Annotated in this window: 11 protein-coding genes; 9 read left to right on the top strand and 2 right to left on the bottom strand. The window is 64.4% G+C overall.

The window, feature by feature from the left end; all coding sequences use genetic code 11:
* On the top strand, nt 1-1,170 hold a 1,170-nt coding region (locus OXH56_13750), incomplete at its 5' end, for a lactate racemase domain-containing protein (protein ID MCY3556372.1).
* A gap of 101 nt (nt 1,171-1,271) precedes the next feature.
* Here the strand turns inward: OXH56_13750 and OXH56_13745 are convergent.
* Both OXH56_13745 and OXH56_13740 read right to left on the bottom strand, forming a co-directional pair.
* The gene (locus OXH56_13745; protein ID MCY3556371.1) at nt 1,272-2,297 is read right to left on the bottom strand and encodes a Gfo/Idh/MocA family oxidoreductase; all 1,026 of its coding nucleotides are present in this window, start codon (nt 2,295-2,297) and stop codon (nt 1,272-1,274) included.
* Nucleotides 2,298-2,352: 55 nt separating this feature from the next.
* On the bottom strand, nt 2,353-3,372 hold the full coding sequence (locus OXH56_13740) for a zinc-binding dehydrogenase (GenBank protein MCY3556370.1): 1,020 nt from the start codon (nt 3,370-3,372) through the stop codon (nt 2,353-2,355).
* A 147-nt stretch (nt 3,373-3,519) separates the two neighbouring features.
* On the opposite strand from OXH56_13740, the gene OXH56_13735 reads away from it, so the two are divergent.
* The 8 genes from OXH56_13735 to OXH56_13700 form a co-directional block, all read left to right on the top strand.
* Complete coding sequence (locus tag OXH56_13735) at nt 3,520-4,776, top strand: transglutaminase-like domain-containing protein (protein ID MCY3556369.1); 1,257 nt, start codon at nt 3,520-3,522, stop codon at nt 4,774-4,776.
* On the top strand, nt 4,769-5,782 hold the full coding sequence (locus OXH56_13730) for an NAD(P)-dependent oxidoreductase (GenBank protein MCY3556368.1): 1,014 nt from the start codon (nt 4,769-4,771) through the stop codon (nt 5,780-5,782). Before OXH56_13735 ends, OXH56_13730 begins: the two co-directional genes overlap by 8 nt.
* 29 nt (nt 5,783-5,811) lie before the next feature.
* The gene (locus OXH56_13725; GenBank protein ID MCY3556367.1) at nt 5,812-6,873 is read left to right on the top strand and encodes a dihydrodipicolinate synthase family protein; all 1,062 of its coding nucleotides are present in this window, start codon (nt 5,812-5,814) and stop codon (nt 6,871-6,873) included.
* Between the two features lie 37 nt (nt 6,874-6,910).
* Nucleotides 6,911-8,026 (top strand): mandelate racemase/muconate lactonizing protein, encoded by a 1,116-nt coding sequence (locus OXH56_13720; GenBank protein MCY3556366.1) that lies wholly within the window; start codon nt 6,911-6,913, stop codon nt 8,024-8,026.
* Between the two features lie 27 nt (nt 8,027-8,053).
* Nucleotides 8,054-9,112, top strand: coding sequence for a Gfo/Idh/MocA family oxidoreductase (locus tag OXH56_13715; GenBank protein MCY3556365.1), 1,059 nt, complete (start codon nt 8,054-8,056; stop codon nt 9,110-9,112).
* 6 nt (nt 9,113-9,118) lie between these two features.
* A complete protein-coding gene (locus OXH56_13710; GenBank protein MCY3556364.1) occupies nt 9,119-11,161 on the top strand; it encodes a hydantoinase/oxoprolinase family protein in 2,043 nt (680 codons plus the stop codon).
* Nucleotides 11,158-12,849: a hydantoinase B/oxoprolinase family protein gene (locus OXH56_13705; GenBank protein MCY3556363.1), complete on the top strand. Its 1,692-nt coding sequence runs from the start codon at nt 11,158-11,160 to the stop codon at nt 12,847-12,849. The genes OXH56_13710 and OXH56_13705 overlap by 4 nt, the downstream gene beginning before the upstream one ends.
* A gap of 72 nt (nt 12,850-12,921) precedes the next feature.
* Nucleotides 12,922-13,745, top strand: an 824-nt coding sequence (locus OXH56_13700; protein MCY3556362.1) for an FAD-dependent oxidoreductase, incomplete at its 3' end; no start/stop codon positions are given.

The following is a 13,745-nucleotide window of genomic DNA, read 5'->3' as shown; positions in this document are numbered from 1 at the left end:
AAGGCCTTCCATCCCAGTCAACTGGTCAATTTCGACGCCGAGGACCCGGACGATATCGTCGTGCTGGGCACCACCGACCACGGCGAACCGGTGGAGACCAGCCGCAAGGTCATCGAGAGCGACCTGGTGATCTACGTGGACTCCATCCAGATCCCCCTGAACGGCGGGCACAAGTCCGTGGCCGTCGGCCTGGGCACCTATAACAGCATCGCGCCGCACCACGCGCCGCAGATGACCGCGGAGAAGCCCCATGTCATGCAACCCGACGGTTCCGACATGCACGGCTCCATCGAGCGCATCAGCCGCGTCATCCTGAAGCACACCCGCATCATGGTTCTCGAGGCGGCCATGAACAACGCGTCCTATCCCCCCATGATGCGCTACTTAAGCAAACCGCCGGAGCGTTGCAACCTCTTCGAGAAGATCCTGAAGGCCACGACGCCCGCGTCCATGAGCATGCTTCCCGAATCGGTGCGCTTCCGGGTTTTCAAGGGCATCCAGAGCGCTTACCTGCCCGTTGAGATCAACGCGGGTTCCATAGATGCCGTGCACGAACCGACGCTGCAGACGCTGAAGGACCAGCTGCTGGTGACCACCGACCATCAGCACGATACGCTGGTCTTCGGCCTGCCCGACCTGAGTCCCTATTCCGTCGGAACGCGGATCAACCCGGTGCTGGTGCTGAGCGACGTGCTCGGCTACGTCTTCAACTGGTTCTACAACAAGCCCTTCGTCAAGCCGGGCGGCGTGGTCATCATCCTCAACCCGGTCTTCGAGTTCTTCCATCCCGAGTACCACGTCGCCTACGAGAAGTTCTGGAACGAGGTGCTGCCCGAGACCCAGGACCCCTTCGAGATGCAATCGGGGTTCCAGGAACAGTTCGCACGGGACCCGCACCTGGTCGACTGCTACCGGAACCGCTTCGGCCACCACGGATTCCATCCATTTACGGTGTGGTACTGGGCGACCTATCCGCTGAAATACCTGTCCAGGGTGATCCTGGCCGGTCCGAAGACCGATTTCGCGGCCAAGAGGCTGGGGGTTTCCTGGGCGCCCGACCTGGAACACGCCCTGGGACAGGCCCGAGAAGTCACCGGCGGAAACGACGTGGTGGCCCTGACCATCCCGCCCTTCATGTACATGCAGGTGAACGACGGATCGGCCGGCTAGCAAGCACTGGTCCAGTCGGTGCCGGCCCGGTGTGGTGTCCGTCCCGCGTGGCGCCTGTCCGGCCCGGGGCTAGCCAAGGGTGGCGCCTGTCCGGCCCGGGGCTAGCCAAGGGTGGCGCGCAATCTCCCCACCAGGTCCGGCGACGGCGTGAAGGGCAGCGAAACGACCGCCCGGTTCAGCGCGCTTTCGTATATCCCCAGTAACACGCTGAAGTCGCTCAGTGCCGCATCGATATTCAGCGGGTGAACGGCCGCGTCGTCTTCAAGCCAGTCGATCATGGCCTCGGTCATCGCCGCCTGGCCCAGGATGTCTTCCTCGGCATAGACGTGTTCTCCGCGCTCGCAGACACCGTCGATCCTGGACTCCCAGCCGTGCATGGTCCAGTGCACGAAGCCCCGGTCCCCGTACACCGCGATCCGCTTGTGAACGTTGACGGAACCGCCCGGGATGACACGGGGGGCGACGGCGCCGCAGCGCAGCAGGGCGCTTACGCCGTTGTCGTAGTCGATGATCCCCGTGCACTCGTCCGGCGCATAGTGGTGTCTGGGGGTATCAGCCAGTCCGTCCGCGCCCGAAACCTGCCCGAAGACGGCGACCGGCGCCGTACCGGGATTGAAAGCGCTGATGGCCTGCAACGCGTGCGTCCCCTGGTAGGCCGGATTCATGCCCGCGCTGGCCTCGATGAAGCGCAGGTTCCCGATCGCGCCATCGCGCACCTGCTTTTGCAGCCGGCCGCGACACGGATGGAAGTGCAACTGGTGGTTGACGGCGATTTTGATCCGTGCTGTACGTGCGAAGGCCCGCATGGCCAGGAAATCCTCTCCCTGAATGGCCAGGGGCTTTTCGACCAGCACGGCCGGAATACCCGCCGATTCCGCCGCTTCGAAGATCTCCAGGCGTACCGAAGGCGGCGTATTCACGTGGACCAGGTCGGGCATTTCTCGATCAAGCATTTCGCGGTAGTCCGTGTACCTCGCGGACACGCAGAAGGCGGCTGCAAAGTCGTCGAGCTTGTCACGCCTGCGGGTCGAAACAGCGGCCAGCCGTCCCCGGGTTACGTGTACGTAGGCCTCGGCCAGCCCACGGGCCCGTCCACCGCCGACGCCGATGATCGCGCATTTGATCATGGAATATCCCTCACCCGTTCGCCGGTACGCGCTTGCTGCGTATCCTGCCCGGCCATCAGGCCCAGGGCTGGATGACGACTTTCGAGCACTCGCCGGACACCTGCGTCTCCCATGCCTGCTGGATTTCAGCTATGGGATACCGATGGGTAATGAAACGGTCCAGTTTCTCCCGGTTTTTCGCAATGACGCCCATGATGTCGAGAGCACCCTTCATGTTGTAGTGCCAGGATCCCTTCAGATCGATGCCCTTGCGTAACATATCGGGACTCACGACCAGGCGCGTGTCCGCCCCGCTCTCGCCGACGAAGGCGAGGCTTCCCCTCCTGCGGAGCGCGTCGATGCAGAGCCTGTGGGCCGCCGGCGACCCCGAGCAGTCCACTGCCCGGTCCACGCCGATCCCGCCGGTCAGGTCGCGTATCCGTTCCAGCGCGTCCTCGTCCACCGGATCGATGACGTGCGCGGCGCCCAGTTCCATGGCCTTCGCCTTGCGGTAGGGATGGGATTCCACGGCGATGACCTCGGCGCCGAGATGAGATGCGCCGATCACCCCGCCCAGGCCCACCGGCCCCATGCCGGTAATCATTACAGTGTCGCCGCCCCGGACCTGGAGGCGGTCGAAGGCACCGTAGGTCGGCCCCAGTCCGCAGCAGGCCATGGCCCCATGCTCATAGGACATATCATCGGGAATGGGCGTCAACAACCAGTCCGGTTTGAGCATGTACTGCGCGACAGTCGCCCTGCCTTCGGCCGATCCGGTGAAGGCCTCGAAGTCCACGTTGTTTTCGCAGTGGATGTAGTCCCCGGACCGGCACAGGGCGCAATCGCCGCAGGGATACCCGGGCATGACCACTACCCGGTCTCCCACCTCGACCCGGCACGGCTGCGCGACCTCGACCACCTCACCGGACGCCTCGTGGCCCAGGTAGTCTTCCTCGCGGCCGGCCGCGAATCCCTTGAACTCGTTGCAGAGCGGTGCCGCGTGGATCTTGATCAGTACCCAGTTTTCCCGCGGTTTCGGAACGTCGGCTTCCACGACGCCGCCCCGGTTCCGACCGAGTATCACTGCCCGTTTCATAAAAAGATTCCTGAAGGGGATTCCTGAGGGCACGATCATTGTTCAGACTGAAGAACGGCTTCGAGCCGGGCATGCGTATTCCAAGCCGCAATATAACGTCCGTCCGATCTTGACGCAACATACCGCAGGCTGTTACTTGGTAAGTCAATGAGCAGACTCTACCACAACGAATCCGGTCGTGTCATCCCTTCGCTGTGCGAGGAACTTACACGGTTCAGACGTGTCCGCGTCATCCTGAATCTGCCGGCCACCGGATCCGACGCAATCCTGTACGTGCTGGCCCGGTCCCACCGGGTCGGCGACAACCCGCTGCACTGGTCGGTCAACGGGATCCGCCAGGAAGTGATCGAGGCCGGGGAGGATCTCCATTACAGATGGTACGAACGTACCGTGAAGTCCGGCGACCTGCGCGACGGGGACAACAGGGTGGAGCTGTGGACCGATGACGCCGCGATGACGGGATGGTCGCTCGCGCTGGAAGCGGGCTGCGCCCAGTCGAACAGTGCGTTGACCGACGACGGCGGCGCAAGCTGGCGTTCCCACCGCATGGGTTACCTGAACGCGGTCGAAGGAAACTACTGTGTGCGGATGCGGCTGGAGGAAGGCCGGGACGACCCGCCGCCGGACATGGCCTGGGAATCCGCCGGCCACCCCAGGGCACAGTCGATGCGTGACCGGATACCCCGCGGCATTGTGAACGGCAGCGATCGACTGACCCGGGTGCGGGCGCTTTCCGCGTGGATTGCGGCAGGCTGGGAACATTCGGGATCCCGCCGCGGGACGGCATACGCGCCGTGGGACGCGGAGACCATTCTCGCATGGGGCGTGAGCCGGCAAGGTCACAGCGGCGAAAGTTCCATCACCATGTGCGTCCACTATGCGGTGGCCTTCGTCAGTGCCTGCCAGGCGCTGGGAATCCCGGCGCGCTGCTCGGCGCTGATGGGAACGCCTAATAGTTATGAAGGCCATTTCGTGGCCGAAGTCTGGTTCGACGATTACCGGAAGTGGGTGATGGTGGACCCCAACATCGACGTGATCCTGTTTCGCGGCGGAGAACCCCTTTCCATTCCGGAGATCCAGGGACTGGACGGGCTGGCCGGCGGACTGGCCCCCTATGTCGAATGGGGCAGCGGGACGAGATTCCAGCAGACGTTCTCCCACATGCGGGACTTCATAAGAAACAGCCTGCTCCGGGGGGTATGCTTCCGCCACCGAAGTATCTGGCCGCGGACCGATTTTTTCTCCCATCCCGAACTGACGCCGCCGGGGCACGGTTCCGTGTCCTACTGCGAGACCGACCTGGTCTGGTCGGAACCGGACCGGGAGGCGGGTTTCGGCATGTTCAGGTACTTCGCGCCGGCCGCTTACTTTACTTCGCCACCCGACAAGGCGGCCTATGCCTGATCTGATCACGAGTGAGGAAATGCTGATCGACCGGATGACGGCCCCGTCGACGGCCGTCGTCGAGGCCGTGTCGGAACTGGAAGGCGACGTGGTGATCCTGGGCGCCGGCGGGAAGATGGGGCCGACCCTGGCGGAACTCCTCGTACGGGCCGGCGCGCGGCGCGTGATCGGCGTCTCCCGGTTCAGCGACGCAAGGGTGGGCGCGTATCTCGAAGAAGCCGGCGTGGAAGTCGTTCGGGCGGACCTGCTCGACGAAAAGGACCTGGACCGTCTGCCGGACGCACCGAATGTCCTGTTTCTCGCGGGGTTCAAGTTCGGCGCCACGGGCAACGTGCCGATGACCTGGGCGATGAATGCCTGGCTGCCGGGCCGGATCATGCGAAGGTACGCCGGATCCCGCGTCATTTACGTGAGTTCGGGCAACGTGTATGCCTATACCCCGGTCGCGGAGGGCGGCGCGGACGAGGACGGCGAAATCGGACCGGTGGGTGAATACGCCCAGTCGCGCCTGGGCGGGGAACGCATCGCCGAGCACCTGTGCCTGGAACAGGGAACGCCCCTTCTGATCGTCCGTCTGTTCTACGCCACGGAACTGCGGTACGGCATCATCCACGACCTCGGCAGAAAGATTCACGACGGCGTGCCGATCGACCTGGCCATGGGCCACGTGAACCAGATCTGGCAGGGAGACGCCAATCGTTACCTGGCCCGTCTGTTCCCCTTGTGCACCAGTCCCGCCACGATCCTGAACCTGACCGGGTCGGATGTCCTCTCCGTCCGATCGATGTCCGAAATGCTCGGACGCCGGTTGGAAATGGAGCCGGGTTTCACTGGCCGGGAAAGCGACACGGCCCTGCTTGGCAACGCAAGCAAGCTGTTCGACAGGCTGGGTGAGCCGGAGGTCCCGCCCGAAAGGATCGCGGATTGGGTCGCCCACTGGATCCGTATCGGTGGCCGCAGCCTGGACAAACCGACCGGGTACGAGTCGCGCAGCGGACGTTTCTGATCGAAGGATACCATCGCTGGAGAGTAGCCATGCAGGATGCAATGCCCCCATCGGTCCGATCGGCCATGCGGCGAGGCGTGGTCATCCCGGCCCATCCGCTGGCCGTAACGGAGGACCGGCGACTGGATGAACGGCGCCAGCGGGCCCTTACGCGTTACTACATCGCGGCCGGGGCCGGAGGACTCGCAGTAGGCGTCCACACGACCCAGTTCGAGATCCGGGACCCCGCCCACGGACTCTACGAACCGGTACTCGGCCTGGCCGCGGAGGTCATGGATCGGGAAGCACCATCGGACTTCATCCGGATCGCGGGGATCTGCGGACGGACGGACCAGGCGACCGGCGAGGCGGAAGCGGCGCGGTCGCTCGGATACCATGCCGGACTGCTCAGCCTGACCGCCATGAGCGGCGCCTCGGAAGACGAACTCATCGCGCACTGCCGTGCCGTGGCCGACGTCATTCCCGTCATGGGATTCTACCTGCAGCCGGCGGTCGGCGGACTGGTGCTTCCTTACCGTTTCTGGCGGCGGTTCGTCGAACTGGAAGGGGTGGTGGCCATCAAGATAGCGGCGTTCAACCGGTACCATACGCTCGATGTGCTGAGGGCACTGGCGGAGTCCGGAAGGCAGGAGGAAATCACGCTTTACACCGGTAACGACGACAACATCGTGATGGACCTCCTGACCGACCACGTTTTCCAGTGCGGCGACGGAAGCCGGTCCGTACGGTTCAAGGGCGGGCTGCTGGGACACTGGGCCGTCTGGACCCGGGGCGCGGTTGCGCTGCTGCGGGAATGCCAGGGCGCCTCCTCGTCCGGCGGACCCGTACCCCAACACCTGCTGACCCGCTCGATCGAGGTCACGGACTGCAACGCGGCCTTCTTCGATCCGGCCCACGATTTTGACGGGTGCATCCCCGGGATTCACGAGGTTCTGCGCAGGCAGGGCCTGCTCGAAGGCACGTGGTGCCTCAATCCCGATGAGACGCTGTCCCCCGGTCAGTACGAGGAAATCAACCGGGTATACAAAGCTTATCCCCATCTCAACGACGACCATTTCGTCGCCGAACACCGGGACGACTGGCTCCGGTAGACGGGGCGCTGAAGACCAACCGGAAACGGAGCGGAACATGAAGATCACCCGCATCGAAACCATCCCCATCGAAGTCCCCCTCAAGCAGGGCATGACCACGAAAACCGCCCATGGCGAACACATCGTCTCCCCTTATGTCATCCTCCGGATCCACACGGACGAGGGGTTGGCCGGACTGGGAGAGGCCACGGTCGCGCCGCGCTGGAGCGGGGAAACGTCCGCCTCGTGCGCCGCCGCGATACGGGACCTGGTGGACCCCGCGCTCAAGGGCGAGGACCCGGCGGACGTGAACCGGCTCTGCGGGGTCATGGACGAGGTCATTAAGCTGAACCCCTTTACCAAGGCGGCCGTGGAGATGGCGTTGTGGGACCTGGCGGGGAAGCGCGCAGGCGTTCCGCTCTACCAGCTGCTGGGCGGCAAGGTCCGGCAGGAGATCCCCATGAAGATGGTGGTCGGCGCCTTCGACGTGCCTGCTTCCGTTGCACTGGCGGAAAAGTTCCTGCAGTGGGGCGTGCAATGTCTCAAGGTAAAGGTCGGACTGGACCCCGGGGAGGACCTCGAACGCGTCCGCGCGGTCCGCGCCCTGGCCGGTCCCGGCATCCGGATGAGCATCGACGCGAACTGCGGGTGGCCGCCGGCGGTGGCCCGCCGCATGCTGCGTCTCCTGGAGCCCCTGGACATCCTTTTTGCCGAGCAGCCCTCGGCGCCGCAGTTCGACGATGAAGCGGCCCTGATCCGCACGGGCACGACCATCCCCATCATGGCCGACGAGAGCGTATTTACCGTACACGACGCCATGCAGACGGTACTCAGGCGGTCCGCGGACATCATCAGCGTATATCCGGGGAAGAACGGAGGCATCGGCCAGACGCTGGGCATTTCGCATGTGGCCCGCGCGGCGGGACTGCGTTGTCACATGGGCAGCAATCTCGAACTGGGGATCGGCACGGCGGCCATGCTCCACGTGGCGGCCAGCGTGGAGGCTATCGACAGCGAAACCTATCCCGGAGACCTGCTCGGACCGTTATACCACGAAGGCGATATGATCGAGACGCCGCTGGAACTCGGGCCGGTCACCGCGAAGGTACCCGACGGCCCCGGACTCGGCGTCACCCTTGATGAAGCACAGGTCGCGCGCTGGAAGGACAGGTAGACACACCCAACCTCAGAAAGGACAGCCATGGCTGACGAACGGACCTACAGGGCCTGCGTGGTGGGCTTGAGCGGCATCGGGGCGGGAAGCCCCCCGGCCGACGGCGACCACGGGATGGGCCATGAAATGCCCAACCGCCACGTGCCCGCCTATGCCCTCCTGCCGTTTACCGAGGTAGTCGGCGTCTGTGACCTGAAAGAAGACCTCCTGCAGGACACCCTCAGGGATTGGTCGGGTACCTTTCCGGGCCTGAGAGGATTCACGGACTACCGGGAGATGCTGGAAGCCTGCAGGCCCGATATCCTGAGCGTAGTGACGTCGGACCACCGCCACGCGGACATCGTCGTGGACGGCGTCGCGGCGGGCGTCCGGGGGATTTACTGCGAAAAACCGATCGCGACCTCCCTCGCGGACGCCGACCGCATGATCGCCGCGGTGGAAAGCCGGAACGTGCCCATGACCATCAACCACACCAGGCGGTGGGGACCGGTGTACCGGGAAGTCAGGAAGCTGCTCGACGAAGGCGTAATCGGCGAGCTGCAACGAATCGTACTCAACTTTGGCGGCCCGCGGGCCATTCTCTTCCGAAACGGTACCCACATGATCGACATGACCTGCTATCTCGCGGGCTCGGTTCCCGAATGGGTATTCGCCGAGCTCGACGAAGGCTACGAGGACTACTGGCCCTACCGGGGCGACGGCGGCAGGAACGCGGACCTGGAGCCCGGTTGCTCCGGCTTCATCCATTTCAAGAACGGCGTGCGGGCCTTCTACAACGGTTCGAAAGGCAGGGAATGCCGGGGCGGTTACCAGCTCGACGGCACCGGCGGATGGATGTTCGTCCATGAGGACCACTACGAACTCGACACGGGGAGCGGCATCCAGACCATCACCCCCAAGGGCCCGACCCACTACTACTCCGCGGCAGCCATCCGGGACCTCGTCCATGTCATGGAAAACGGCGGCGAGACGGTATCTCCGCCGCGCGCGGCCCGGAATACCCTGGAGATCATCCTGGGGTTTCTCGCTTCGCAGAAGCACGGCAACGTACGCATCGACTTCCCATTGGACGAGAACACCGTCTGACCCGCCATGAGCGTTCGCATCGCCATAGACACGGGCGGCACGTTTACCGATCTCGTCCTGTCCGACCCCGACACGGGCCGCCTGGTATTCCACAAGGTACCGAGTACGCCGGCCGATCCGAGCCGGGCACTGGTGGAAGGCGTCAGGGAACTCGTCTCACAGTCCGGATTTGCCCGCGCGGACATCCGGTTCCTGATCCACGGCACCACGGTGGCCACCAACACCATACTCCAGCGAACGGGCGCCCGAACCGCTTTCATCACAACCGAAGGTTTCCGGGACGTGCTCCACATTCAGCGGCAGGACCGACCCCACCTGTACAACATGCGTGTTCGCCGGACGCCGGCCCTCGTACCTCGATCCCTGCGGTTCGAGCTGCCGGAACGAACGCTGCACGACGGTTCGGAATCCCTGCCCGTCGACCAGGACCGGCTGAACGATCTGATCGAAGCGCTCAGGAAGGAAGGCATCGAAGCGATCGGCATCGGATTCCTCCACAGCCACGTCGATCCCGGCCACGAGCGGTCGGTCGGCGATGTGCTGCGGCATGAACTGCCGGACGCCACGATCTGCCTTTCCTCCGACATGAGCCGCGAAGAGGGCGAATACGAACGGTTCAGCACCTGTGCCATGAACGCTTACGTGCAACCGGTCATGACGAACTACCTCAACCGTGTGAACGGCGCGCTCGTGGACGCCGCCATTGAAGCGCCGCTCTACGTCATGAAATCCAACGGTGGCGTCACCTCGGCCCGGGACGCCGCGGATCACTGTGTGCATACGATACTGTCCGGACCCGCCGGCGGTGTGGTGGCCGGAGACGAGATCGGCCGGCGGCTCGGCCGGCCCAATGTGATCACGGCCGACATGGGCGGTACGAGTTTCGACGTGGCCATGATTCACGAAGGCACCATCGCCTTCGCGAAGAACGCGGAAATCGACGGCCTCGCCCTGAAAGCGCCCATGATGGACATCCACACGATCGGCGCGGGGGGCGGAAGCATCGCGTGGATCGATTCGGGCGGCGCATTGCGGGTGGGTCCGCAGTCCGCGGGGGCCGCACCGGGTCCCGCCTGCTACCGGGCCGGCGGTACCGAACCCACCGTAACGGACGCGAACCTGGTCCTGGGCCGGCTTTCCACGGACAGCCTGCTGGGGGGTGCCATCACCCTGGACCCGGCGGCCGCGCAACGTGCGATCGAGGAGAAGATCTCCGCCCACTTGGGCTGCACGGTCGAGGAGGCCGCCGAAGGGATCATACGCGTGATCAACGCTTCAATGACGGCGGCCATCCGCAAGCTCACCGTGGAGCGCGGGTACGATCCGCGTCTTTTCACCCTGGTACCCTTCGGCGGCGCGGGGCCACTTCACGGCGTTGAACTCGCCTTGGAACTGGGGATACGCGACGTGGTCATCCCGCTCGCACCCGGGGTCGCCTCCGCCGAGGGCCTGGTATTCTCCAACCTGCGGACGGACCGGATCCAGACCCACGTGGAACTGCTGGATCGACTTGGCGTGGCGGAATTCGAAGAGATGCTGGTCAACCTGACGGGGCAGGCGATAGACGATCTGGCCACCTCCTCGGAGGGTAGCGATCCCGTCATCAGCCGGCGCGTGGGGCTGCGTTATTCAGGACAGGGCTACGACATTCCCATCGACCTGCCCGAGGGCGCCGTCGACCTGGCCTTGCTCGAAACGGCCTTTCATACCGAACACGAGCGGCAGTACGGATACGCGCGGATGGACCAGCGCGTTCAACTCGTCAACGTGTGGGTTTCCGCGGAATTGCCCATTTCGGATGACCGCAGGAAGCTGGCGGATCGGGGCGTATCCGATCGGACCGCGCCCTTCGCCACCCGCCCGGTCTACTTCGCTGGCGACTGGATGGACACGCCGGTATTCGGCAGGACCGGCTTGCTTCCCGGACAGCGGATCGACGGTCCGGCCATCGTCGAACAGCTCGATTCCACAACGCTGATCGGACCCGGGCAGACCGCATGGGTCGACGAATGGGAACAGATCACCATAACCAGGCTGGATACGGCATGAAGACCGACCCCATTACCCTGGAACTGATGCGCAACCGGTGGACCGGCATTGCGGAAGAAATGTGCGCCGCCCTGATCCGCACCAGCTACTCCACCAATATCAAGGACCGGCGCGACTGCTCCGCGGCCATCGTGCAACCCTCCGGGGAGATCCTGGCGCAGGCCGAGTCGGGCGTCCCCCTGCACCTGGGCGTGATGCCCGGGGTGGTAAGGTCCATTCTTGAAGTCTATCCGGTTTCGGCCATGAAGCCCGGCGACGTCTACATCACGAACCTGCCCTATCCCGCGGGGCCGGGGCATCTGCCGGATGTTTCCCTGGTATCCGCCATTTTTCATGAGCATCGCCCGGTCGCGCTGGCAGCATCGACCGCCCATCACGTGGACATGGGCGGGTTCGCGCCCGGAAGCATGCCCTTCGGGGTGACGGAGATCTACCAGGAGGGCCTGCAGATCCCGCCCCTGCCCGTTTTCAAGGGGGGACGGCTCGACGAAGAGATCTACCGGCTGATCAACCAGAACGTGCGGACGCAGTACGAGGTGCGAGGCGACCTCATGGCGCAGTTCGCCTGCGCCCAGATCGGCCAGCAGCGGGTGAGCGACCTCATGTCCCGGGAGTCGCCCGATGAAGTCGTTCGCTACATGGACGAAATCCAGGACTACGCCGAACGACGGATGCGGACGGGCATCCGTTCACTGCCCGACGGCGAGTACGCATTCGAAGACTACCTGGACGACGACGGCGTTACCGGCGAACCGGTGAAGATCGCGGTCACGCTGACCATATCCGGAGACGAACTGCGCGCGGACTTCTCGGGGTGCAGCGACCAGGTCCTGGGTCCGCTGAACGCGCGGCTGCCGGCGGCCGCTTCCTGTATCAGCTACGTGTGCAAGGCGGTGATCGATCCGGACCTGCCGGCCTGCGCCGGAGCGTACCGGCCGCTGGACATCTACGCGCCCGAGGGCTCCATCCTCCAGGCCAACTACCCGGCGGCCATCGGGAACGCCAACATCCTGACGGACCAGCGGGTCGTGGACGTGCTCATGGGCGCGCTGTACCAGGCCGCGCCCGACCGAGTCTGCGCAGCCTGCAGCGGGGAAATGAACCTGGTCAACATCGGCGGGATCGATCCCGGCACGGGCGATTACTACAACTACGTGGAAACCTACGCGGGCGGACAGGGCGCCATGTCCGACCTCGACGGCGAGGACGGCGTGCACACCCACCTCACCAACACCCGGAACGCGCCGGTCGAGATCATGGAACGCACCTATCCGCTCCGGGTCGAGCGGTACGGCCTGATCCCGGACACCGAGGGACCGGGACGCCAGCGCGGCGGGTGCGGGATGATGCGGGAACTGAAGTGCCTCGGCGAACGCACAATCATCACACTGGGTTCCGACCGCCGCAAGTTCACGCCCTGGGGACTCGAAGGCGGCGGAAACGCCACGGGGGCCCACTGTTACGTGATCGACACTGAAGGGTGCGAAAGAGAGATCCCTACCAAAGCCCATACCGAACTGTACCGGAACGAGATCCTGCGGATCGAGACGCCCGGCGGAGGCGGCTGGGGCGAGCCGTCCCAGCGGAATGGAGCGAAGGTGGAGGAAGATGTCCGGAACGGGCTTGTCAGCCCGGAAAGGGCGGACGCACACTACCGCTGCGCGAAGGGCCGGAAACCGGCGAACTGATGGGACCTGACGGGACGTGACAGGACCAGATCGCCCTGTCTTGGATGCAACCATTGAGAGGATGCGGGGATTATGGCAACCGGCCGGGAAGACACGAAACCGAAGCGCATCGCCATCATCGGCGGCGGGGTATCCGGGCTCGGGGCCGCATGGGCGCTGCATCACCACCCGGACCGGTTTGACTTCCGGCTGTACGAGGCCCGGGACCAGGTGGGCGGGAACGCGATTACCGCCGACATGCCGCAGGATGACGGCGGCACCATACCTTTCGACATATCCGTCACCGCGCTGATCCCTTCGGTTTATCATCACTTCCTGCTATTGATGCGTCGGTTCGGCATCGAACTGTTCGATATCCGTTTCAACTACAGCGTGAAATACCACGGCCGGGTGTACGCCCACGACTACGACTCGGACATCCGGCGACAGTTGCAGCCCGAAATAGCCCGGTTTCAACGGGTCCTGAAGCGTCTGCACCGGTTTGGCCGGCTGACCCGGTCCCGGTCGAGGCTGATGAACGCCCTCAACCCGTTCAATTACATCACGATGCGGACGGTGCTCAACCTGGGCGGGTTCTCCGGAGACTTCAGATACAAGATCCTGAAACCCATGTTCGTCAATTTCCTGATGGCCACGAACGTGTTCGACATGCCAGCGGCCCTTTTTGCGAGATACCTGGAGTTTTTCAACATCGAACGCGCAACGCCCATGCAGACCTGGGACCAGGGCACGCGCCGAATCTATGAGCACCTGACGGCCGGATTCCGGGACAGGATTTACCTCAACCGACCGGTGCGAAAAGTGCTCCGCCGGGAGGCCTGCGTCGTGGTCGAGGACGCCGACGGCGTGGAGGAGACGTTCGACGCGGTGATCTTCGCCTGCAACGCGAACCAGAC

The organism is Gemmatimonadota bacterium (assembly GCA_026702745.1).
GTDB lineage: Bacteria > JAAXHH01 > JAAXHH01 > JAAXHH01 > JAAXHH01 > JAAXHH01.
Note: the sequence above shows the minus strand (reverse complement) of the source record. Positions and strands in the feature narration are given on the sequence as shown.